Source organism: Xanthomonas melonis (assembly GCF_020783655.1).
Classification (GTDB): domain Bacteria; phylum Pseudomonadota; class Gammaproteobacteria; order Xanthomonadales; family Xanthomonadaceae; genus Xanthomonas; species Xanthomonas melonis.
In genome coordinates this window covers 110,415-132,069 of record NZ_JAJGQH010000008.1, presented here as the reverse complement: position 1 = coordinate 132,069, position 21,655 = coordinate 110,415, and the positions used below count along the sequence as shown (strand labels likewise).

The following is a 21,655-nucleotide window of genomic DNA, read 5'->3' as shown; positions in this document are numbered from 1 at the left end:
GTCAGATGCCCCTCAACATGTCGCGCGTCAGATCCGCGCGCAGCTGCGCCCGGGTTTCCGCAGGTACCGGCACAGCCGGCTGCAATTGCTGCTGCTGTTGCTGCCAGTCCTGGCGCTGGCGCAGCACTTCGTCGGGGTTATTGCCGTACTGCAGCGTGTTCTGCTGCGGGCTCACCCAACCACGGTCCTCGGCCTCGCCCTTGGCGTAGGCCTCCTTCAGCGGATCGATCCACGGCATGATCGGGCGCACGTAGGTCGACGCGGCCAAGTGGCGCAACGACCAGCCGCGCGGCAAGCGCACCTTGCCGGCCAACACCGCCGCCTCGACAAAACGCTGGCGCTGCGGGCGCACCGACAGCGCAATAAAGCGCTCGGCCAGCATCAGATAGCTGCCCCACTTCTCCACCAGCTCCTGGCGCTGCGCGGAGTACGTGCCGTTGTAGTCCAGCGACAGACTGGAGTAACTCACGCCAATGCCACCGGCTGCGGCGCGCAGCTGCTCTTTGCGCCAGGTCGCTGCGTTCGGGTTGGGACGATCTGTGCCCAGGCTTTCGATGGATTCGCCCGGCAGCAGGTCGTCGAAGATGGCGCCGGGCGCCATACGCAGCTCCCGCACCGGCAAGCCCTGCTGCATCAGTGCGACGCCGCCCAGGCCCTCGCCGGGCGGATGATAAAGCTCGCCCGAGCCCTTCTTGATCTGGAACGTCATCGACGCAGCCACCTTGGCCGCGATGCGCTCGGACTCTTCGTAGTCCTTGACGTCTTCGAAGCGCGACATGGCGCTGGCAAACACGCTCAGGCCGCGCACCTGGTGAAGCCGCTTGAGGTTGGCGATGCAGTGCATCACCTCCGCGCTCACACGCTTGGTTTCGGTGGTCCAGCCCAGCGGGTCGCCAGGGTGCTGCTTGTACACGTGGTAGGCAACCGGCCTGCCCCAAGCGTTGCGCTCCACACCCTGCAGAATGTTGCGCGCCGGGTCGTTGAAGTCCAGCGGGACCAGGTCAGCTTCCAGCATCTCGATGCTGTACGGCACGCCGCCGCCATGCTCCAGATACGGCACGGTGCCGACGAGGTCCTGGTAGAACGCCTCGCCGTCACGCAGCCAGCTGCGCGCCAACAATTGCTGGCACGCGCCGTAGTCGTGGGCGCGGGTGACTTCGGGCGCGTCCCACCACACGTCCCACAGCTCATCCAGCTGAAGGGCCAGATCGCGGTTGATCGGCTGGCCGGGCAGGCGCGGCGCCGACAGCACGTCGATGCCGGAACCCACGGTGTTTTGCACCAGCACATTGAGCGCGTTGTCGGCCAGGTCCAGGTCGCGCTCAAGGTGGCGCGCCTGGTCACGCAGCTGCCGCGCATCCATACCGGCAATGGCGTTGCCGCTGCCCCAATCGCGCGCCAGCTTGCGGCTACGCGACGGGCGGGTGACCTCGTGGGCGCGCGACACAACAGGGGCCGTCACGGCACCGCGCATTTCCGCCGCGTGGATGGCGCGGTCAGCGGCGAGCGCGGTGGACAAGCGCGTGCGCGCGAGGGTTGCACTGCTCATCAAGTGCGCCCGCCAAAATCGGCAGTGGCCCAGCGAGCCCGGCGGCCTGCATTGCTCTCGCGATCGACGGCGGCCTGCCATTCCTGGCGGCCCTTGCGGATCTCCGCCAGATCGGCGCGCGTGAGCATGCGCTCACCGAATCGAAAGCTCTGCCCCTGCAGCACGGCAATCTCTGCCTGCTGGTATGTGGTGAGCATTTCCTGTGCGGTCGTCATAGATACACAGGCTATAGACCGGACTGTCCACGAACTAAATGAAACCGTGGACACACCCCCTTGTAAGTTACTGATTGGTAAGGGCCGAAAAACTATTTTGTCGCTGATTTCATTGAAACCGTGGACACGCCCCGATTTTCACGCGTTGGAAGGCCGCCTGGGAAAAGCTGGTGCAGCTTCGAACGGGAGATATCGAACGTGCGCATCACGGTTTTGACCGGCTCGCCTTGCTCCAATGCGGAACGAATCAGGAGCACGGGATACTCCCGCACAACCGAAGGAAAATAAGGCTGCTCACCGGCAAAACATCGCATGATTGATTCGATGAACGGCTGCGCCATCTGCTCGCTGATGCCAATGTCTCGCTGCATCGCGCGCAATATGCGCTCGCGCAATTGTTCGGCTGACTCACTCGCGCGCGCCATCAGAGTCCCCACCCATCGCGCGCGAACCCACTCGCCCGATTTCTGACCGGAGTTGCGGCGAGGGTTCCACGGGAATCCGATTGGCCAGCACTGACGGGTGCCTCGCTCTGGGTTCCACGGGAATCATTTTCCGACGGGACGAGCGCCCCCGTCATTTGCCGTTGGTCCACCGCATCCCAATCCGCCTTGCCGAATCGGTGCAGGCGCACTTCCGGGTGATGCGCCGCAGCGTAGGCATACACCCACGTATCGAGTGGCTCGTTGCGCACGACGCGCTTCTCGAAACGATTCTTGACCGGGTTATAAACCTCTGATACCAGGCCGGGGAAGAACTCGGGCGGCAGCTGGTCGCTGAAGTGCACGAGCCGCGCATCGGCCTGCCGCTCGGCGTCAGCAGACAGACGGCTGTAGAGATAGTGCTTCGCCGCCACGCCGCCGACGTGATAAATGGTGATGCCGCGCTTGTCTGTGCGTCCGCGCCAGGTGACGTCCGCAAGCTTGCCCTTGGACAGGATGGGCGCATTGTTCGGCTTCGCACCGAAGATACACATCGGACGCGTGACCAAGCGTTGCCGCACATAGTTCTTCACCGCCTCCGTGCGGTGACCGCCCGCATCGATGGCGATCGACAGTGGCCGTAGCAGGATGCCGTCCTCGCGCTCGATGGAGCGGTTCAGAAGATCGGTCAGCGCCACCCACACAGCCTCCTCGGCGGGGTCGCCCGGCAGCTCGACGTAGTCCAGCGTCCAGGCAGCCATGCCCCTGCCCCATCCCACGATATGCACCGCAAGTCGGTTGTCCTGCGTATCGACACCCACCGTGATGGCCAGGACGCCGCGAGGCGCGTGCCGCAGGCGGTACGGCTCTGCGCGGTCGGCGATGACGTTGTGCTTGACCGAGCGCATCGACGGGTCTTCCCACGTCTCGGCCAGGCGGTCGTTGATAAATGTCTTGAGCGCAGCCGGATCGTTCTGCGCGTCAAGCCACTCGCGCACCAGATCGGCCCAACGCGGTCCCAGGCCGAACTGGTAGTACAGGCAATTGATCGTGTAGCCGCGGATGTCCGAATCTGGGTTGCCCGCCACCCAACGGCCGGCGGCGATCATGTCGGTCTTGTGGTGCTCTTCGATGGCTGAGCCACACTCGCTGCACGCGTACCATGCGTGCTTGGCATCTGGCGCCCACACCAGCCCGCTCCACGTGAGCGCCTGGAAATGTCCGCAGTGCGGGCACGGCACGTGGTAGCGGCGCTGGTCGCTCTTGTCGTAGAGCTTGGAAATACGACTGATGCCGGCGATGCCGGGCGTGCTGATGTACTGGCGTTTGTAGGTGGTGGGAAATGCCGATGTGCGCCCGTCGAGCATCTTGATAGGGTCATCGCCGGTGCTAAGTTGCTGCGGCGCCTCGTCGATCTCGTCGACCTGCAGGTACTTCACCGTGGTGGACTTCAGCCGCTGCGGGCTACCCATATGCTCCACGTAGAGCTGACCACCGGCGAAGTCTTTGAAGGTGCGCTGGTTGGCGCTGTCGCGACTGGCCGTGCTGCTGAGCGCACGCCGCACGGCCGGGCACACTTCGATCATGGGGTTGAGTTTCTGGGCGATCCACTTGTTCATGGAGGCCTCGCCCGGCAGCGCGTACATGATCGGTGCGGGCGCGTAGTCCATCCAGTAAGCCATGCTGTTGGTGGCCAGTTGGCTCTTGCCGAACTGAATGGGAAACATGCATACCTGGACGTGCACCGGGCTACGCGCCGACATGCTATCCATCGGCTCGCGCAACGGCGGGTTGCGGTCGGTAACCCAACGTCCTGGCTTGCTGCTGCCCTTGCTCGACAAGCGCATGTGCTCGTCGCACCACTGCGACACGGTCAGTGGGCGGCGCGGCTGCAGCGCACGTGCAAGCACCGCATTGATACGGAGAGTCGCCGATGTAATCAAAGGGAAACCTCGCAACGACGCACCGGCTTCAGCACTATGCGGCTCGCACGTAGTGAATCGGCTTCGATTCGGCGGTGGCTGGCAACGAGGCCGCCGCGAGCCAGCTTGTTGTCCGACCTCACCCCTCCACCTCCGCCGGCTTGGTGGCTGATCGAAAGCCGCGGCTCATCTCTTCCAGCGCGTGGGTCAGCTCGTCCCACAGCAGCTGCCGCACCTTGGCTTCGTCGGTGGCCGCGGCCAGCTGCGGCGCGAGTGTGTCGGGGATGCGCTCGAGCGCTACGCGCAGCCCAGTGCCAGCTTCGGAGATGGCCTGCTCCACGTCGGCGCGCGGCAGCAGATTGCCGAGTTCCTTGGCCAGCTCGATCTGCGCCAACTGTGCGTCGGTCTCCGCCCTGTCCGCCAGCGCCTTGGCTCTGCGCTTGGCATCGCTGGTCTGGGGCTCGTCGGAGTCGTCCTGCTCGTCGCTACCCTCTCCCACCAATGCAGCACCGCGCGCCTCGGTGTGGCGCGCAGCAACGCCGGCACGCGACGGGTCGCGGGTCTGCTCGTACAGCGCCAGGGAAGCGCTCTTGAGGTAGCCCTTGCCGCCTTCGGCCTGCACCAGGCGACCGTTGCGCTTGAGCTCCACGATGTAAGACGGCCGGCAGCCGATGTAGGCCGCCAGCTCCTTGCCCGTCACCACCACATCGTTGTCCGTCATACCCAGTGCTCCACTTCTTCCATTTCTTTCAAGGCCAGCGAGACAGGAAAAAACGCGCGCGCGTGAGCGTGTGCGGCCTGTGCGGGGACATGTGCGGGACGCGCATTGCCTGAAACGCCCGTGGCGGTAGCGATGTGCGGGATGTGCGGGATGTGCGGGCACTCACACGCGTGGGAGAGGCGTTGCGCGAATGCGTCTTGCACGGCTGCCCACGCGCCCGCGCCCACGTAGGAAGTAAAACGCCCGCACATCCCGCACAGGCTTACTGCTACAAACATTTGGGCCCGCACAGGTGCCCGCACACCGTCCCGCACATCCCGCACATCGATAGGCGCAGTGGTCATGCACGCCCCTTGTATTCGTTGAAGGCGCCGCGAAAACCGACCACCTCGGTGCCCAGCCAGGCCGATTCGGTCTGTTCGTCCGGGCAATTCGCGTTGCCCAGCAGCAGGAACCCGTGTGGTCCGTGGCTGGTCTGCTCGATGAGGTAGCGCTTGCGCGCGCGATCGGGATGCGTGATGCCACGCTTTCGCACCAGCGCGTTGATGAACTTGGGTGACGGAGCCGGCTTCACGCCTTCGCGGCCGCACCAGACCTTGTAAACCTCGTACCACTCCTTCGAGGGCGCCGGCCGCGGCTTGAGCCCAGGAATGTCCTGCCCGTACAGCTCGTCCAGGAACCGCTGTGGGCTGTCTTGCCCCAGGTTGATCAGCTCGGCTTTCGCCGCCGTCATGGGAGGATTGGTGCCGTTGGTGAAGTCGCCCAGGTCCACCTGCAGCAGGTAGTGGTGCAGCGCTGCGGTGCCGCCGGCGCGGATCTCCGCTAGCACCTCTTGGTAGAACTCCGCCTGCAGCTTGTCCGGCGTCCAGATGACGGCGTGCCGTCGGTCGTCTTCCTCGAGCACGACGGGCATGGCCTCGTTCGAGAGGAACACCAGGTTGGCGTGGTTGTCTTCCTCGTAGGCCTGGATGTTCTTCGGGTTGATGCGGATGCGGTCGCCCGTGATCAGGGCCTTCAGCTTGTTCTTGAGGTGATACACCTCGGTGCGCGCCACCACTTCGTCGGCCAGCAGGAACAGTTTGCGGCTCGCCCAGTCGTTGAACTTGTCCTCCAGGGCGGACTGGTCAAGCACGCGGCCGTATTCGCCGAACAGCTTCATGTACTCGTCGAAGAACATGTTTTTGCCGGTGCCCTGCGGCCCGTGAATCACGATCGTCGATTTCATCTTGGCGCCCGGGTACTGCAGCGGGTACGCCAGCCACTTGATCACCCAGTCATAGAGCATGCGCTGGTTGGCCTCGTTGCCGCACATGTGCCACAGCAGCTGCAACAGCTTGTCGCAGGTGCCCTCTTGCGGCACCGTTGGCCAGCCGGCGAACAGGTTGCAGGTGATGCCCGGCTTGCAGCCGGACGGGTCGAAGTCCACCTCTTGCACGCGCACGATGGCGCGCTGCGGGCTCTCCAACCACGCACGGTGCAGCTCGCGCCGCACGCATGCATCGCGCATGTCTCCCAGCGCCACCAGCATATGCTCTTGGTGATCGAAGACCGTGCCACCCTGCCCGTACACCAGCGCGAAGCGACTGAGTAGCGTGTCGATGCTGTCGATCGGCTTGAGCAGGGCCTTCCCCGCGCCCCCGGTGCTGGGGATGGAAGCGACGCGTTTCTCTACCGGCGCACGCCAGGACAGCTCCGTGATGCGAGCCTCCACCTGCGCACGTACCACGTGCAGCCCTTCGGCCAGGTGCAGGTCGTTGAAGTCGCTGACTTTTCGGCCGTGCTCGATGTATGCCGCACGCCGCGCGTCCTCTTCCGCGAAGACCGGCAGCAACGCCGCGCCGTGCACATCGAGTGCTGCCGCGCTCGCGCCCAGCATGCCGGCGTTCTCGGCCTTGTGGTCTTCCCCGCAGGTGGGGCATGTCTTCGGATGCTCGGTGAGCACCAGGCGTGACTTGCACGCGCGGCACTTCTGCAGCACGTCGTCGTCGCCGCAAATCAGCACCTTGGTGCTGCGGTAACGCTTGGCCAGCGCGCTGGCCACTGGCATCAAGTTGCCGGCATCGAAGGCCACGGCCACTGGGTAGCCGGTGGCCATGTGCAAGCTGGCGGCTGTGGCGTAGCCCTCAGCCACCAGCAGTATCCACTGCGGCGTGCCACCGATCAGGTGGAAATGCCCGCGCTTGGCGAGACCCGCCGGCCAGAATTCCTTCACCGGCTTGCGCTGCTGGTCGGCCTGTTTGGCCGTGCGCAGCAACTGCAGCCCGTGGATGGCCCCATTGCCATCGAGCAGCGGCACCACCGCGATACCCGAGCCACCGTAGCGCAAGCCGAAGCCCTGCACGCCCTTGGAGGTGAGGTAGTCAGACTCGCCATCATGCAGCGCCTTGCCCCAGGCGCGGGTGGCGCGTTCGGCGGCACGGCGGTTTTCTTCCTGCCGCGCGACTTCTGCGCGGCGGCGGTCCTCCGCCAACCGGCGCTTCAGTGCCTCGCGCTGCTCGGCGGTGAACTCGCTGTCGCGCTTGCGCAGCTCCACCTTGATCGCGCCGTTGTCGTTACCGCGCCAGATGCCGTAGGTGCCAACAATCAGCACATCCGCGCCGTTGGTCTGCAGCTCGTGCAGCACATACCAGCCGCGCCGCTCGCGCGAGCCTTCCACCTTGCAGCGGACCATGCGCCCGCTCGCATCCAGGCTGTCGAGGATCAGGCCGGCATCGCGCAGCTGGCCGAGCACATCGTCGTAATTCGCCAACATTCAGTAACTTCCAGCCGCGCTATCTACCAAAGGAACGGGGTCCGAATTACCCGCATCGGGGGTCGGCCAGGAGGACCCATCGCCCGGAGCTGAACAGGTCGCCCCCTCGTTCAGATTCAGTGCCCCGCCCTGCCCGCGCGCCCTTTTCGTCGCCTCCCGGGGAGATGGGGCGCAGGGCAGCGGCAATTCGCTCTGCACTGCGTCGCGCGCGGCATCCTCGCGTCGCAGTCGCTCACGTTCGGCCAGGGCGTCCTCGCCAGTGAGCCCAGGCGTGTCGCCATTGAGCAGACGTAGTGCCTCGTCCATGTGCTGCCGCGCAACCAGGCTGATGGTCTTGCGGCCGGCGGGGTGTGGTGCCCGGGGCGCGCGGTAGATGGCCATCTCAAGCACCGGCCGCTCCGCTCTCGATGCCCTGACGCAGGGCGCGCTTCATGCCGATCACGGCGCCGATGACGTCGTCGCCCTTGCGGCCGATCTCGTCGGCGTACTGCCGGTCTTCGGGGCCGAACTTACCATCTGCCACGGCCGGGGCCAGCGCGCTCACCAGCTCGCCGTACTCTTGAAACAGCGTGGCCACGCACGCCACCTGCATGCCATCGTCGCTGGGCATCGGCACAGCCAGCATGCCGCGGCGGCGCGCCAGGTCCTGCTCGCAATCGCTGCGGTACGGCTCCGGCAGGCTCAGCACCCACGCGTCCTCCAGATCTGCCGGCAAGGACTTGACCGTGCCGTCCATGTAGCGGCGGAGCACCTGGGCGTTGTTCTCCATCGCCTTGATCAATTCAACGCCCTCACCGGTGCGCAGCTTCACCTGCCGCACGTCGGGCGCCGTTGTGGCGAGGTAGCGCTCGGCAACCTGCATGGCGAACGTGGTGTAGTTGCAGGCCGTGGCATCCAGCATGCGGCGGGTGTGGGCGTAGACCACCGACTGCCTGGGCGGCAGAAACTGACGGACGTCCTTCATGCGCCGGGACCTGCCTCTGCAGCACCATGCGCGGCATGCAAGGAAGCCCCGCCACTATGCAATTCAGTGCACTGCGCTGGTACGACATCCGCACCGGCGTCGGTGCCGTCGTCGCCGTGTTCTTTGTTCCCCAGCAGGCCGGCGCAGAACGCGACCAGGCCGGCCGCGGTCAAGACGATCGCAGCCGCGTTGCGGAGCATCCCCGGCATGGTTGAGGCAGCTTGCGCAGGCGCGCCCCGCTCCCACTGCTGGCGGACCCGATCCAGCACCAGTTCGTGGCTGGGCTTACGCATAGGTGCCACACTCCCCGCGGTAAGCCAGAACCCCCACAGCTCCAACAGAAGCCCTTGGGGAGGGCGACATAGACGAATCCGAAGCAAAACTTGCTTTGACGAAGTTGAGCGGCCAGCCCACGCGGCGGCGGCGCTCGGTGAGTGCCGCCCAGTCGTCGGCGGTCAGGCACAGGTCGGCGAGATCGCCGTTGTTGTGGATCGGCAGGCCTACCAGGGTGGCGAGCTCGCCCGCGGTCAAGGCGTCATCCAGCGGAGTGATGTGGCGGGACACGTAGCAGGTCTCACAGTTACTGCAGTGCGCCGCCAGGTATGCTTCGGCAATCACGGCATCGGGAAAGGTGATCTGCATGGCGCAATTTTTCTGGCGCAAGACGCGAGCAGGCATTTTTCGCATTGCACATGCGGATGGCGGCTGGCAGCCATGGTTCGAGGACGAGAAGCTCATGGGAACCTACCCCTCCCCACAGCAAGCGCTGGACGACTTGGCAGGCGGATACACCGACTGGCCATCCTGTGGCGACCCATCGGAACTCGGGCTGCCCGACGATATCGACGCCTGGACCTGGCACAGCGACGCGCGGTAGCGCTGGACCGCCACAGCATCGAGGAGCGCCAACGCAGTACGCTCGGCTTCACCCAGGCTCAGCCGCAGGCGCAACGCGTCGTCAGCGCGGCCACTGATGGTGTCCAACGACAACCCCACCACGCTGGCATCAGCAGGCGGGGTTCCCACCGCACGCAGGACGGCGCGCTGATACGCCGGATTCAACAATGGGCAGGGCATCAGGCCGCACTCCCCGCAATCAACGCAGCGGCCGTGCATTGACCCTCAACCACATAGGCAGGACCAACAAGGAAAGCACCATGACCAGCAGCCACTTGCTCAGGATCGCGCCCGACGAGCACGGACACGTCTACCCCGTGTACGACACCATCCACCAGGGAAAGCACTTGTTCACCGCCATCGGCGTGGGCCGCATCGAGCGCGGCGAGGTCCATACCACGCCGGTGGCACAGAACACGCTCAACGCGCTGGCCGCTTACGGCAAGGACCACGGGCACGGTCGATTCCACATGGTCGAGGTTGCCACCGAAACCGCAGCGCCCATGAGGGTCCGCAAGGCCCTGGAGGCGGCCCACGACAAAGAAACCGTGTTCTTCGTCTGTCGCGGGCCCAAGGTCTACGACGCCGTGTTCTTCGCACTCAAAGTTGACGCTACCCAACCGGGCAGCCCCCAGTAATAAGCTCATATCAAGCGGGCGCATCAGGAAATCTCCTCTAGAAGCAGCGTTGCCACGCGCGCTCGACGCAAAGGACTGACGTGCAGGCAAGAAAATTGGATGTGGAGCGATCCGGCCAAGAAGTGAATCGAAACGAAGAAGCCGGACATCAGGCCACCTCCTGCACGTCGGCAGCCGGGCCGAAAACATCCGGTCGGAGAGCATGGCGAGAAACCCCGGTTTCCCGCTCAATCGCGATCGCATGCTTTGGCGGAACCGGTCGATGCCCCTTGACCCACTGGCTCACTGCTTGGGGACTCACCCCCAGGCGCCTCGCAAGCGCAGCCTGCCCACCCTCAAGTAAAGCGACTGCGTCGGAAATGATGGTCTTCATGGCCGGGAAGTAAAGCACTGCTTTAGTTCTCCAGTCAAGCGACGCTTTATTACTTTTTCTTCCGATTGGACGGACAATCAAGCAATGCTTGACAATACTGCCATGGCCGCTGCCATTCGGAGCGCAATAGATCGCTCCGGCCACACCCAAAAACACATAGCCGAAGCTCTGCGTGTGTCGGAGCAAGCAGTCTCAGGCTGGCTCCGCACCGGCAAGGTGGATAAGCGCCGTCTTCCTCAGCTCGCCATGCTGACGGGTACGTCGTTGGCGCACTTCGGTATGTCTTCCGCCTCAAGCCACGTAGCAGAAGCCTCTACTGCTTATGTCTCATCGGGTGAGATATCCGATAGAGATCATGTCCGCGTGGATCAGATCGATGGAGATGCGGATATGGGAGATGGAAGGATCAATGAGGACTACCCGGAGGTCATTAAGTCAATGAACTTCACCCCTGCGTACATTCGGTCTGTTGTGGGTTTCGTTCCTCCACCTGGCCGGCTTGTGCTCGTAACGGGTCGCGGAGACTCAATGATTCCAGTCATACAGCCGGGAGAGGCGCTAATTGTCGATACCGGCGTCAAGAGTTTTGACGGTGACGGAATCTATCTGCTCAACACTGGCAACGGCCAGCAAGTCAAAGGGCTGCAGGATCGAGGAGATGCCGTGTACGTGGTCAGCGCCAATGCTGCGCTCTACCCTGCATTTCCTTTTCCACGCGGGGCAGTGATCGGCGGAAAGGTTTACCTCCGCAACAGAATCGATAGGCTCAACTGAAGCTATTTGGCAGGAGATCAAGGATGACAGCGAAGCATTTCACTATTAGCTTAGTCACCACACTGGCATTAGCCGCGTGTTCGCAAGACCAAGGCAGCCCAAGTAAGGCGGCTACTCCCGCTCAGCAGGTCAAGCCCGCCTCCAAGCCGATATCGTGGGAGCCTGAAACTTTCAACCTCGACTCACCAACTGTAGAGATCGTCGATACTGCATCGTTCTTTACAGCATTCGAGGGTCGCTCTGATCGAAGGATCAAGGGTGAATACGAGACCTCGGCTGAATTTAAAGCACGCACTGCTGACTTGGAAAAATTCTTTGCGCCCATTTCTTTTGAAAAGAGCTACCTCTTTCAAGCTGAACATCCGGAGATGAAGTACAACGCGGATGAGCAACGCTACGAGGCGACATGGACACAGGATTGCTACGAGTCGACTCCCATCAGCACGGGTGTGTCATGCGGATTCGGCAGCAAAGTGGACAGCCGGCGTGACTACGAGGGACGCAACGCATTTGGCACTTCAGCTCAGGTGCGAAGCGAGCAGGGCCGAGATTTCTATTTCAATTTCACACGCAAGAACCTAGCGGCTAAGCCATTTCGTCAGCGATACGGTTATCGATTACCAGCGCCTTGCCCTCTCGCAATTGATGAAGCTCGCGCGTTCAAAGGAATGCCGGTACGCATAGCCTACGCGATCATGCCAACTGAGCCATCTATGTCAGAAGGCAGCACACGATTCGACACGCCTACCGTCGCTGATCCGATCGATCGCTGGTTTGAATCCAAGATCATTCGAGCCAAGCTCGTGGCATCTGTGTGCTACGTGATTGGTCAAGAAAAACCAATCCATGTGCAGCGCTACTAAAGCTCAATAAAGCAACGCTTGACTGTAAAATAAAGCAGTGCTTTACTTTGTCCGTCGGCCCACAAAGCTGACGGGCGACCGGCGGGTCGTCCCTGCCGGTCAACCTTCCCTTCTGACCGGTAGCAGGCCCCTCCCCTGGCCTGACTGACCCGCCGGCGCCCTCCTTCTTCGGAGAGAGCGCCATGTCCCGGAATGCAGACCCTGAGTTCGACGAGCTCACCGCCGCGGTAACGCTGAGCGGCCCCGCCACGCGCCGCTGCCTCAGCGCCTGTGCGGCCGCAGACCACGCCCACGCCAACGCACTCAAGCGCCGCGGCATGAGCAAGGGGCCGCACCGCTACCCCAAGCGCACCAACCGCATCGAGCTGCAGGGCTTGCGCGAAGAGGCGGCCAGCCGTGACTTTGCGCGGGAGCAGCGCGCATGAGCGCCACGCGCCTGGAAGTAGCGTGCTACGGCCCAACGAAGGCCGTCCTGTCCACCGGCCTCAACGCGGCAACACGTGCGCGCTACTGGATCGCCGAGGTCTATTACGAGCGCCAGCGAGCAGCTGCAACCCAGCTCGTCACCATCGTCGGTAGCGATGGTGCGCAGCCGTCCTTCGAGACGCTGGCGCAAACAGACGGCATACGTCATTGCCTTTGGCTCGACCACAGCTGCATTGAGTTGCCGCCCGCATCGTGGATGGCGCTCAAGGCCTGGGCGGATGACGTGATGCAAGACGCGCCGAGCCGCACCTCTGAGGCATTGCCGGCATGACCGCCGCCACCGCATCCGCCCGCTCCACCGCGCGCTTCCGTCTTGCTCGCGACCTGCGACTGCAATTGACCGTTGTCGGCGACACCGTGCTGGCCGCCGTGTGCCCGGTGATGGGCGACGGCGCCCCCGAACATTACAGCCTCACCCGCTGTGACCGTGACCAGGTGAGCAGCGTGCCGACGCACTGCATGGTGTTCGGCAACACCGCCATCCCGGCCGATGACGACACGCGCGTGGCGATCATCGCCTGGTTGCGTGAGCACGACATTGCCGTGCGCGAGGTGCCCTGACATGCGCACCCACACACCCGCTGCCGCGTTGCAATGCGCCGACTTCGCCACTGGCCACCGAGGGCAGCTGCTGTGCCTGCAGGTGACGCCCGACAGCACGCAGTTTGGGCGCGGGCATGTCTGGGCCGGCCTGTATGCCAGCGAGTACAGCCGCACCGCGCAGGAGGTCTCGGTGGGGTTCGCGCGGCAACTGGTAGCGCGCCCGACCGAGCTGCAGATCGGCGCCGGCCGGTACCGCATGTCCGCTACTGCGCTGCGCGCTGCCGTGCGCTGGCTTGATCGCGCCGGCCGCCGCGTCCGGCAGGTGCAGCCATGAGCCGCCGCATGCGCGCCGCCTGGTGCCTGGTCGCCCTGTTGGCCTGCTACGCAGTACCCCACCGGATTTTGGAGCTCGCGCAGGCACACGCCGAACACGCAGAGGCCATCGCCCGTGGCCGCTGACATCTCCCTGGACCGCCGCATGCGCACCGCCTTTGCGGCCCACCGGTACGCCTACACGCAGGCCACCCAGGCACGCCTGCGCGGCGAGGCACAGCTGGCTGCGTTCTGGGCCGTCATCGCACGCGCGTGCACGGCAGAGACGGACGAGTGCCTGGCAGCCATCCATGCCGGCGTGGAGGACACCGTGCGGCCCATCCCCGGCTTGCTCGCCGGCAACGCCGATATCTACTCACTGGAGGCATGACCATGCGTCAAATCGCCATCCCGCTGCATCCCAGCATCCCCGGCTGCCGCGCCGGCCACCACCCCCAGTGGGTGGAAACGCACGGCGCACCGCTGCGCCTGCGCACCCGCCTGGGCACGCCCGTGCCTGTGACGTTTCACATCCAGTGCGCCCGCTGCGGCGTGGCCACGCGGCCGACGCATTTGCGCTCGCTCGTGGAGAACCGTTGGACCGACCCGCTTGGCCTGCAGCGCGTGCCGCTGTCACTGATCGGCCGCGCCCGCGAAGAAGCGCTGGCCGCCCTCAACCCAGCGGCACACGCCGCCTAGGAGTCCGTATGCACCTCAAGCCCATCGTCCGCGAAGCGCTGCTCGCGGCATTCCAGTCCCCCGATCACGCACTGCGTCGTACGCGCGCCGGCTTTCGTGGCGCAACGGATCGCGCTTTTACTCGCCGCGCCATCAACTGGCTGGAGGAAAGCAGGTTGGCCGACTTCGACCACCGCGATTTCCCCAGCGTTGTTACGCTCAATGCTCGCGGCATTGCGCACGCGCAGCAGCTCACCGCGCCTGTATCGCAGGCAGGTGCGGCATGAGCAGCGGCATGCAATCGAAAGGCCTCGCCGCGCAGCTGCGCGCAGGCCTCTTCCACGCGAAGGACGGCGTCACCAGTGCCGCCCTGCAAGCCACCGCCGCGCCCGAGTGCACGCAGTCACAGGTCACGCGCGCACTCAACGCAATGCGCGGCACGGGCCTTGTCATCCGCACGCCTGATCCGACCGGCACGCGCTGGAGCCTGACGGCGGCTACGCGCGCCAAGGTGGCCCGCACGCTGACATCGGACGCCGAGAACACTGCAAGGCGCACAAAGCCTGCGGTTGTGCCGTCGCACACCACCCCATCGCATGCGGTGCTTGCGTTGAGTGCCGCGCAGAAGAAGGCAATTGAAAGCGCACGCATTGCGCAGGAAATCGCCGACTTCCAAGCCCACGGCGGCCGCATCGAAGTCCTCGGCAACACCCCCATCCGCCGCCCAGGTGGCTACCGGCAGTCGATGAGCGGCATCGCCACCGCCTGATGAACACCACCACAAAGGACGCACGCACCCATGGCTGACGGCTCGCACTCCTTCAACTTCCCCGTTCCGCAGGTCTCGTGCCTGCGCCCCGGCGAGATCGTGGTCGATCTGTTCGCCGGCGGCGGCGGCGCCAGCGAGGCGCTGAAGCAGGCGCTGGGCGTGGACCCGGCGCTGGCCTACAACCACGACCAGTGGGCGATCGGCATGCATGCGGCCAACCACCCGCTGACGATCCACCACCGCGAAGACATCTGGCATGCGGATCCGCGCAAGGACGTGGCCGGCCGCCCGATCGGCTGGTTCCATGCCTCGCCGGACTGCACGCACTTCAGCCAGGCCAAGGGCGGCCAGCCGCGCAGCCACAAAACGCGGGCGCTCTCATGGGTCGCGCTGAAGTGGATCGGCCAGCTGCTGCGCGCGGACTTGCGAGACGGCACGAACACCGCGCCGCGCATCCTATCGCTGGAAAACGTGTGGCAGATCCTGACCTGGGGTCCGCTGGTAGCCAAGCGCTGCAAGGCGACCGGCCGCGTGCTGAAGATGGACGGCACCGTTGCGGCGCGCGGCGAGCGAGTGCCGGTATCGAATCAGCAGCTGGTGCCGGACAAGCGCCACAGCGGCCGCACCTGGCGCCAGTTCGTCGCGGCGCTGGAGTCGAAGGGCTACCGGGTGGAGTGGCGCAAGCTGACCGCCAGCGATTACGGCGCCGGCACCAGCCGCGAGCGGCTGTTCCTGATCGCGCGCCGCGATGGCGAGCCGATCGTGTGGCCAGCGCCAACGCACGGCACCGCGCCCGGCCAGCAGCCGCGCGTGCGCGCCGCTGACTGTCTGGACTTCTCCCTGCCCTGCCCGTCCATCTTCACCCGGAAGCGGCCGCTCGCTGACGCCACGCTGCGCCGCATCGCCAAGGGCGTGATGCGCCACGTGCTGCAGTCGGCGGATCCTTTCATCGTGCCGGCCACGCACCAGGGCTCGGACCGCGTCAACGACGTGCAGGCGCCGCTGCCGACGATCACCGCAGCGCACCGCGGCGAGCTGATGCTGGTTGCGCCTGGGCTGGCGCCTTTCATCACCGAGCACTCGAATGCCAGCAATCAGCGCACCATGCGCGCCGACGAGCCGCTGCGCACGATCTGCGCCGGGGTGAAGGGTGGACACTTCTCGGCGGTCGCGCCGGTGCTGGCAAAGTTCCGTGGGGACAGCGACGGGCGGGCGGTCACCGAGCCGTTGCCGACTATCACGGCCGGCGGCGGTGCCAAACGCCCTGCAGGTGCGGCGCACGCGCTAGGCCTGATCGCGCCGACGCTGGTGCAGACCGGCTATGGCGAGCGCGAAGGACAGGCGCCACGCGCACTGGACCTGCAGCAGCCTCTCGGCACCATTGTCGCAGGCGGCGTAAAGCACGCGATCGCCGCTCCGTGCTTGGTGCAGATGGGCCATGGCGAGGGCAAGAAGCCCGGCGGTCGCTTCAGCCATGGCGTCAACGATATCCAGGGTCCGATCGGCACCATCGTCGCGAGCGGCGGCCAAGGCCTGATGACCGCATTTCTTGAGCAGGCGAACGGCGGCTTCTATGAAGGCGGCGGCCGCGATGCGCGCGAGCCGATGAGCACCATCACCGCCACCGGCAGCCAGCAGCAGCTCGCCACCGCGCACGTGGTGACGATGCGCAAGAACACCCACGGACAGGCAGCCGATGAGCCCCTGGGCACCGTCTGCGCAAGCACCGTGCACCACGGCATGATCGAGTGCACGCTGAGCCCCGAGCAGCAGGCCGGCGCGCTGCAGGTGGCCGCGTTCCTTGTGAAGTACTACGGCAGCGGCATCGCCGTGGACCCGCGCGACCCGCTGGACACGGTCACCACCAAGGACCGGCTGGCGCTGGTCACCGTGGTGATCCAGGGCATGCCCTACGTCATCGTCGATATCGGCCTGCGCATGCTCAAGCCGCACGAGCTGTTCCGCGCGCAGGGCTTCCCCGCAACCTACCGGATCACCCACACCGCCGACGGCCGCGCCATCAGCACCAGCGCGGCGGTGCGCATGTGCGGCAACTCGGTCAGTCCGCCGCCGCTGGTGGCGCTGGCGCGGGCGAACCTCGACACGAAACCGCTGCCGCTGCCGGTGGCCGCATGACCATCGCCCTCCTCGGCCACGGCCTGGACGCCATCGTGCAGCACGACCTCGCCGCCATGGCCCCGGACATCACCGCCGCGGCGCGCCTCCACCGTTACGAGAACGCCCGGCAGCTGCGCCGCACCACCCAATCGCCCGAAGCCCGCGAGATCGAACAGCTCCGCGAGCAGGCCGGCCGCCGCTACCAGGCCGACTGGCGCAACGGCCAGCGCCCAGACCTCACCGAGTTACCCCGGCACTTCGCCGCCCTCAATGCCGTCACCGAAGGAGTCACCACCGCATGAGTTTCATCACCATCCAGACCACCGACGTGGAGATCATCGTCCGCTCGCGGCAACCGCAACTGGCCACCCTCGAAACCTTCGAGGTGCCTCACACATCCACTGTCCTGCGCTACACCAAAGTACTTGCCGATGGCACACGCGTTACGGCTGGCGACAGCCGCACCGACCACGTTGCCGTGATCGACAACACCACCGGACTGATGTGGTCCGTGGAGTCGCTCGGCGACCAAGAAGATGCCGACACGGGCATCAATCAGGACGCGTGCAAGACGCGATGCAGCGAATTGCGGCTGCTCGGCTTCTCCGATTGGCGCTTGCCCACACGCACCGAACTATCCGGCCTCGTGGATGACTGCCAGCACGAACCAGCCATCGATACCGATGCATTCCCACGCGTGAAGCCCCGCTGGCACTGGACAAGCACCCCGGCCGCCTGGTCTCCGGCGTCCGCGTGGTGCGTCTATTTCTACGGCGGCGGCGTCAACGGCCTCCACCGCAGCAGCTACGGGTTCGCGTTGGCGGTTCGCCGCGCCGGTCAGTAGTTGGCCTTTTTGAACATCAACAGGAGCACCAAAATGTCGCAAGCCAAGTACATCAAGATCGGCGCCGATGGCGCGCAACTTCCTGCCGATGCCGCCGATTGGGTGGCCGTCTTTCTTCCCGCTCATGGGCTCACGTTCACGGCTACCAGCATCGTAGATAGCAACGTCCCTCACGCCGATTGTGAGGCTGCCTGCAAGGGGCTGACTCTCGCCGGCCAGAGTGACTGGGATCTGCCCAATATCGAAGAGCTGCAGCTGCTGGTGGACCGCACACGCTACTTGCCCGCCATCGATACCGACTTCTTTCGTGACATCCAGAACGATTGGTACTGGAGCAAGACCCCGGCCGCCTGGTCTCCGGCGTCCGCGTGGTACGTCGATTTCGGCGGCGGCCTCGTCAACGACCTCCACCGCAGCAGCCTCGGGTTCGCGTTGGCGGTTCGCCGCGCCGGTCAGTAATTTGATTTTTGGGCTTAGATAATGACTTCCCGCTTCCAACCGCCGCCGATCATCAAAGCCTGCGAGCGTCTCCTCGTTGAGATTGAGCAGTGCGTGCGCCGCTTTGTGCGTTACCACCGTTATGCAATCGGCACCGATTTGCGCAAGCAGGCAATGGCCGTCTACCGCAACGCGAATCGTGCGTGGCGTGACCGTGAGAACCAAGCCAAGTGGGTCCGGCAGTTGGTGTGGGATATCGATGAGCTCAAGCAGTACCTGCAGACTGCCAAGCTGCTCAATGCATGCAGCAGCTTCCGGCAGTTTGAAGTGCTGGCGCGTCTTGCGGAACAGCTAGGCGCACAAGCTGGTGGGTGGCATCGCCAGCAACAAACCCCCAAGGTCCAGAATGCGCCCGCCCGCGAGGGCTTCGCGCAGCGTGACCAGAAACTGAGTACCCACGCCGCCTCTGCGGGGGCCAATTCATGACGAAGTCTCGCCACCCACACCCGGGCTGCGCGACCTGGTCGCAAGTGTATGGGGATGCGGCCGCCTGGTCTCCGGCGTCCGCGTGGTACGTCAATTTCAACAACGGCAACGTCAACAACAACCACCGCAACAACAACGGGTTCGCGTTGGCGGTTCGCCGCGCCGGTGAGTTTCAGGGGAATGGAGTCCAGCTGCAGGATCTGTATCAAGCCTGGCGTCGTGCACGCCGGCAGAAAGTGCCCAGCCACAACCAGCTGCGCTTCGATTCGGAATGGATGTGCAAACTGCTGCAGTTGCAGCGGCAGATTACAGCCGGCGAATGGTCGCCGCGTCCATCCACGTGCTTCATTGCCACACGGCCGAAGGCGCGCGAGATCCACGCGCCTGACTTTGCCGACCGCGTGGTGCATCACTGGCTCGTGCCGCAGCTGGAAGCGATCTACGAGCCAAGCTTTATCCATGACAGCTACGCCAATCGCACCGGGCGCGGTGGCCACGCCGCTGTGCGGCGCGCGCAAGACTTCACCCGTCAGGTGGATAGCGGCCAGGGTGGCGGCTGGTATCTGCAGTTGGACATCGCCAACTTCTTCAACAGCATCCACCGGCCGACGCTGTGGGCAATGCTACGCAAGCGACTGGAGCGTGCTGGAGCCGATCGCCAGGTCATGCAGACAACGCACGCCCTGCTGCGCCGCTCGCCGCTGCATGCTGGCGTGCAGTACCGCGCTACCGACGCAGAGCGGGCGCAGGTGCCGATGCACAAGCGACTGGAGAATGCTCCGGTCGGGCATGGCTTACCCATTGGCAACCTTTCGTCGCAGTTCTTCGCGAACGTCTATCTCGACGCGCTGGATCAGTTCGTCAAGCGCACCCTGAAGGCCAAGCGGTATCTACGGTACGTCGACGACTTCGTTCTGTTCCACCAAGACCGCGCACAACTCCAGACCTGGCAGACCCAGATCGAAGACTTTCTGCACCAGACGCTTCGCCTGCGGTTGAAATCCGATATCCGCATGCGCCGCCTAACCGACGGCCTGGACTTCCTGGGCTACGTGATCCACCCAACGCACACGCTCGCTCGGCAGCGCGTGGTCGGCCACGTGCGGGCAGCCATAGCGGAATGGGAAGGCAAGCACGTCCAGGGCAGCACGATCAAAGCAACTCCGCAGGAACTGCGCGACATCCGCGCGCGGCTGGCCAGCTACGACGGCCACCTGCGTCACGCCAATAGCTATCGGCTCCGGCAGCGGCTTGTGCAGCGCTTCGCCTGGCTACCGGCGGCCACTCGGCCGCGCCGATTCAGCGCCCGCCAAGAAGGCCGGCGGCTATCCATCAATTTCGCATCACCACACAAGGAACAAAGCCATGCGTGATTTGACGCAGAAAGAGTTAGACGTGCTGCGCCACTCGCTGGGCACCGGCGAAGACGGACGCAACCCGAGCTACCGAAACCACTTCGTCACCGGCGAAGGAAGCACCGACCATCCGACGTGCATGCAACTGGTTGACCTGGGACTGATGCAGCACCGCAGCGGCAATGCGCTGTCTGGTGGCGATGACATCTTCATCGTCACGGCAGCCGGGCTCGCCGCCGAAGCTGCGCGGGTCGAGCCTGCGCCGAAGTTGTCCCCCGGGCAGCGCCGTTATCAGGCATTCCTGGATGAGGACTCGAACATGACCTTCGGACAGTGGCTTAAAAGCCGAGGGCCAGCCCATGCGTGAACGCCCCATCCTGTTCAACGGCGCCATGGTGCGCGCCATCCTGTCCGGCGCGAAGACGCAGACCCGGCGCGCGGTGAAGATGCCGCCGGGCTTCGACTTCATCGGCGGTTCCGGAGACGACCTCAACGATCCCGCCAACTGGGGCGCAGAGGACGAGGATGCACGCTGGTGGGCGCTGGCCGCTGGGCCGGACACCGATCATGTGCTGCCCTGCCCCTTCGGCCAGCCCGGCGACCGGCTGTGGGTGCGGGAGACTTTCATGGTCGAAGCTCACCCGGCAGACTTCGGGCTGACACGCGAAGACTTGCCGCACACCTGGGATACCCTAGTCGCTGCGGCTGGGACCGTGATCTATGCGGCTGATGCCGATAGCTGGATAGCCGCTGATGGCCGCCCGTGGCGCCCCAGCATCCACATGCCGCGCTCGGCCTGCCGCCTGGTGCTGGAGATCACCGACGTGCGCGTCGAGCGGCTGCAGGCGATCAGCGAGGCCGATGCACAGCGCGAGGGCGCCGGCGACAACGTGGACTACACGCGCAACCGCACCTACCGCGACGACTTCCGCGACATCTGGACCAGCACCGGCGGCAACTGGGACGCCAACCCCTGGGTGTGGGTCATCAGCTTCCGGAGGATCGAACAATGAAGTCGGCCGACACCCAGATCCCGCTCGGCATCAAGCCGAAACCCACTGCCGATGACTGGCGCCAGGCCGCAGAGAGGTGCGCCGAGCAGTACCCCGGCGATCAGCGGCGATTGAACTACTACCTCGACGGCTTGGCGAAGGTCGAGAACATGGAGACGGCACATGGGTGAGTCCGAGACGACCGAAGTAATGACCCTGCCCCAGGCAGCCGACTATTTGCAGCTGCACCCAGTCACCCTGCGGGCAATGATGAAAGCACGCAAACACCCGCCTGGACGCAAACTTGGCGGCAGGTGGCGGTTTCATAAAGCAGCACTCGATGCATATCTCTCTGGTGAACCATGGCAAGAAGTCCCTACACCCTCACTCAGCGCGGCAAAAAAGGCATCTGGCACGTCCGCTACACCGACCCAAGCGGACAGCGCGTATTTCGAAGCACTGGGACTGCCGACCGGACGCTCGCAACCGAGTGGGCTTCAAAGCTCCACGCGGAGACGTACCGCACGAGCCGCCTAGGCGAGAA

At 64.8% G+C, this 21,655-nt stretch carries 32 protein-coding genes; 22 read left to right on the top strand and 10 right to left on the bottom strand.

What is annotated here, in order from left to right; genetic code table 11:
• Nucleotide 1: 1 nt before the first annotated feature.
• From LL964_RS09810 to LL964_RS09770, 9 genes are all read right to left on the bottom strand, one after another.
• Nucleotides 2–1,462: a phage portal protein gene (locus LL964_RS09810; protein ID WP_228329425.1), complete on the bottom strand. Its 1,461-nt coding sequence runs from the start codon at nucleotides 1,460–1,462 to the stop codon at nucleotides 2–4.
• 86 nt (nucleotides 1,463–1,548) lie between these two features.
• A complete protein-coding gene (locus tag LL964_RS09805; RefSeq protein ID WP_267190395.1) occupies nucleotides 1,549–1,746 on the bottom strand; it encodes a primosomal replication protein PriB/PriC domain protein in 198 nt (65 codons plus the stop codon).
• A 110-nt stretch (nucleotides 1,747–1,856) separates the two neighbouring features.
• Nucleotides 1,857–2,189 (bottom strand): hypothetical protein, encoded by a 333-nt coding sequence (locus tag LL964_RS09800; RefSeq protein WP_104587521.1) that lies wholly within the window; start codon nucleotides 2,187–2,189, stop codon nucleotides 1,857–1,859.
• Complete coding sequence (locus LL964_RS09795) at nucleotides 2,189–4,129, bottom strand: phage terminase large subunit family protein (RefSeq protein WP_104587522.1); 1,941 nt, start codon at nucleotides 4,127–4,129, stop codon at nucleotides 2,189–2,191. Before LL964_RS09795 ends, LL964_RS09800 begins: the two co-directional genes overlap by 1 nt.
• A gap of 118 nt (nucleotides 4,130–4,247) precedes the next feature.
• Nucleotides 4,248–4,829: a hypothetical protein gene (locus tag LL964_RS09790; RefSeq protein ID WP_104587523.1), complete on the bottom strand. Its 582-nt coding sequence runs from the start codon at nucleotides 4,827–4,829 to the stop codon at nucleotides 4,248–4,250.
• A 340-nt stretch (nucleotides 4,830–5,169) separates the two neighbouring features.
• Complete coding sequence (locus LL964_RS09785; protein WP_104587524.1) at nucleotides 5,170–7,581, bottom strand: DUF5906 domain-containing protein; 2,412 nt, start codon at nucleotides 7,579–7,581, stop codon at nucleotides 5,170–5,172.
• Between the two features lie 382 nt (nucleotides 7,582–7,963).
• Nucleotides 7,964–8,482, bottom strand: coding sequence for a hypothetical protein (locus LL964_RS09780; RefSeq protein ID WP_228329422.1), 519 nt, complete (start codon nucleotides 8,480–8,482; stop codon nucleotides 7,964–7,966).
• Nucleotides 8,483–8,541: 59 nt separating this feature from the next.
• A complete protein-coding gene (locus tag LL964_RS09775; protein ID WP_228329421.1) occupies nucleotides 8,542–8,838 on the bottom strand; it encodes a hypothetical protein in 297 nt (98 codons plus the stop codon).
• Entirely contained in the window at nucleotides 8,831–9,187 is a 357-nt protein-coding gene (locus LL964_RS09770) for a hypothetical protein (RefSeq protein WP_228329420.1), read from the bottom strand. The genes LL964_RS09775 and LL964_RS09770 overlap by 8 nt, the downstream gene beginning before the upstream one ends.
• Here LL964_RS09770 and LL964_RS09765 point away from each other — a divergent pair.
• Nucleotides 9,186–9,422, top strand: coding sequence for a hypothetical protein (locus LL964_RS09765; protein WP_104587528.1), 237 nt, complete (start codon nucleotides 9,186–9,188; stop codon nucleotides 9,420–9,422). The two genes, LL964_RS09770 and LL964_RS09765, sit on opposite strands and share 2 nt — an antisense overlap.
• A gap of 280 nt (nucleotides 9,423–9,702) precedes the next feature.
• Nucleotides 9,703–10,080, top strand: coding sequence for a hypothetical protein (locus LL964_RS09760; RefSeq protein ID WP_104587643.1), 378 nt, complete (start codon nucleotides 9,703–9,705; stop codon nucleotides 10,078–10,080).
• A gap of 148 nt (nucleotides 10,081–10,228) precedes the next feature.
• Here LL964_RS09760 and LL964_RS20160 read toward each other — a convergent pair whose 3' ends face one another.
• A complete protein-coding gene (locus LL964_RS20160; RefSeq protein ID WP_104587529.1) occupies nucleotides 10,229–10,453 on the bottom strand; it encodes a transcriptional regulator in 225 nt (74 codons plus the stop codon).
• Nucleotides 10,454–10,537: 84 nt separating this feature from the next.
• On the opposite strand from LL964_RS20160, the gene LL964_RS09755 reads away from it, so the two are divergent.
• The 20 genes from LL964_RS09755 to LL964_RS20155 all read left to right on the top strand — a co-directional run bounded on the left by LL964_RS09755 (nucleotide 10,538) and on the right by LL964_RS20155 (nucleotide 21,648).
• The gene (locus LL964_RS09755) at nucleotides 10,538–11,227 is read left to right on the top strand and encodes a LexA family transcriptional regulator (protein WP_228329419.1); all 690 of its coding nucleotides are present in this window, start codon (nucleotides 10,538–10,540) and stop codon (nucleotides 11,225–11,227) included.
• A 23-nt stretch (nucleotides 11,228–11,250) separates the two neighbouring features.
• Nucleotides 11,251–12,090, top strand: a complete 840-nt coding sequence (locus LL964_RS09750) for a hypothetical protein (RefSeq protein ID WP_146092372.1) — start codon at nucleotides 11,251–11,253, stop codon at nucleotides 12,088–12,090.
• Nucleotides 12,091–12,272: 182 nt separating this feature from the next.
• Entirely contained in the window at nucleotides 12,273–12,515 is a 243-nt protein-coding gene (locus tag LL964_RS09745) for a hypothetical protein (protein ID WP_104587530.1), read from the top strand.
• Nucleotides 12,512–12,847, top strand: a complete 336-nt coding sequence (locus LL964_RS09740) for a hypothetical protein (RefSeq protein WP_104587531.1) — start codon at nucleotides 12,512–12,514, stop codon at nucleotides 12,845–12,847. Before LL964_RS09745 ends, LL964_RS09740 begins: the two co-directional genes overlap by 4 nt.
• Nucleotides 12,844–13,137 (top strand): hypothetical protein, encoded by a 294-nt coding sequence (locus LL964_RS09735; protein ID WP_104587532.1) that lies wholly within the window; start codon nucleotides 12,844–12,846, stop codon nucleotides 13,135–13,137. The genes LL964_RS09740 and LL964_RS09735 overlap by 4 nt, the downstream gene beginning before the upstream one ends.
• A gap of 1 nt (nucleotide 13,138) precedes the next feature.
• Nucleotides 13,139–13,453 carry a hypothetical protein gene (locus tag LL964_RS09730; protein ID WP_104587533.1) on the top strand — a complete coding sequence of 105 codons (315 nt, stop codon included), beginning with the start codon at nucleotides 13,139–13,141 and terminating at the stop codon, nucleotides 13,451–13,453.
• A gap of 144 nt (nucleotides 13,454–13,597) precedes the next feature.
• Nucleotides 13,598–13,822, top strand: coding sequence for a hypothetical protein (locus LL964_RS09725; protein WP_228329418.1), 225 nt, complete (start codon nucleotides 13,598–13,600; stop codon nucleotides 13,820–13,822).
• A 2-nt stretch (nucleotides 13,823–13,824) separates the two neighbouring features.
• A complete protein-coding gene (locus LL964_RS09720) occupies nucleotides 13,825–14,130 on the top strand; it encodes a hypothetical protein (RefSeq protein ID WP_228329417.1) in 306 nt (101 codons plus the stop codon).
• 8 nt (nucleotides 14,131–14,138) lie between these two features.
• Complete coding sequence (locus tag LL964_RS09715; protein ID WP_017163199.1) at nucleotides 14,139–14,396, top strand: hypothetical protein; 258 nt, start codon at nucleotides 14,139–14,141, stop codon at nucleotides 14,394–14,396.
• Nucleotides 14,393–14,878 carry a hypothetical protein gene (locus tag LL964_RS09710; RefSeq protein ID WP_104587536.1) on the top strand — a complete coding sequence of 162 codons (486 nt, stop codon included), beginning with the start codon at nucleotides 14,393–14,395 and terminating at the stop codon, nucleotides 14,876–14,878. Before LL964_RS09715 ends, LL964_RS09710 begins: the two co-directional genes overlap by 4 nt.
• Nucleotides 14,879–14,908: 30 nt before the next feature.
• Entirely contained in the window at nucleotides 14,909–17,014 is a 2,106-nt protein-coding gene (locus tag LL964_RS09705) for a DNA cytosine methyltransferase (protein WP_104587537.1), read from the top strand.
• Nucleotides 17,011–17,298, top strand: a complete 288-nt coding sequence (locus LL964_RS09700; protein WP_104587538.1) for a hypothetical protein — start codon at nucleotides 17,011–17,013, stop codon at nucleotides 17,296–17,298. The genes LL964_RS09705 and LL964_RS09700 overlap by 4 nt, the downstream gene beginning before the upstream one ends.
• Complete coding sequence (locus LL964_RS09695; RefSeq protein ID WP_104587539.1) at nucleotides 17,295–17,840, top strand: Lcl C-terminal domain-containing protein; 546 nt, start codon at nucleotides 17,295–17,297, stop codon at nucleotides 17,838–17,840. The genes LL964_RS09700 and LL964_RS09695 overlap by 4 nt, the downstream gene beginning before the upstream one ends.
• 33 nt (nucleotides 17,841–17,873) lie before the next feature.
• On the top strand, nucleotides 17,874–18,299 hold the full coding sequence (locus LL964_RS09690; protein WP_104587644.1) for an Lcl C-terminal domain-containing protein: 426 nt from the start codon (nucleotides 17,874–17,876) through the stop codon (nucleotides 18,297–18,299).
• A gap of 21 nt (nucleotides 18,300–18,320) precedes the next feature.
• On the top strand, nucleotides 18,321–18,764 hold the full coding sequence (locus LL964_RS09685) for a four helix bundle protein (RefSeq protein ID WP_104587540.1): 444 nt from the start codon (nucleotides 18,321–18,323) through the stop codon (nucleotides 18,762–18,764).
• Nucleotides 18,761–20,137, top strand: a complete 1,377-nt coding sequence (locus LL964_RS09680; protein ID WP_104587541.1) for an RNA-directed DNA polymerase — start codon at nucleotides 18,761–18,763, stop codon at nucleotides 20,135–20,137. The genes LL964_RS09685 and LL964_RS09680 overlap by 4 nt, the downstream gene beginning before the upstream one ends.
• Nucleotides 20,130–20,486, top strand: coding sequence for a hypothetical protein (locus LL964_RS09675; protein WP_104587542.1), 357 nt, complete (start codon nucleotides 20,130–20,132; stop codon nucleotides 20,484–20,486). Before LL964_RS09680 ends, LL964_RS09675 begins: the two co-directional genes overlap by 8 nt.
• Nucleotides 20,479–21,132, top strand: coding sequence for an ASCH domain-containing protein (locus LL964_RS09670; protein ID WP_104587543.1), 654 nt, complete (start codon nucleotides 20,479–20,481; stop codon nucleotides 21,130–21,132). Before LL964_RS09675 ends, LL964_RS09670 begins: the two co-directional genes overlap by 8 nt.
• The gene (locus LL964_RS09665) at nucleotides 21,129–21,302 is read left to right on the top strand and encodes a hypothetical protein (protein WP_167395330.1); all 174 of its coding nucleotides are present in this window, start codon (nucleotides 21,129–21,131) and stop codon (nucleotides 21,300–21,302) included. Before LL964_RS09670 ends, LL964_RS09665 begins: the two co-directional genes overlap by 4 nt.
• Nucleotides 21,295–21,648 carry a helix-turn-helix domain-containing protein gene (locus tag LL964_RS20155; RefSeq protein ID WP_104587544.1) on the top strand — a complete coding sequence of 118 codons (354 nt, stop codon included), beginning with the start codon at nucleotides 21,295–21,297 and terminating at the stop codon, nucleotides 21,646–21,648. Before LL964_RS09665 ends, LL964_RS20155 begins: the two co-directional genes overlap by 8 nt.
• Nucleotides 21,649–21,655: the final 7 nt, after the last annotated feature.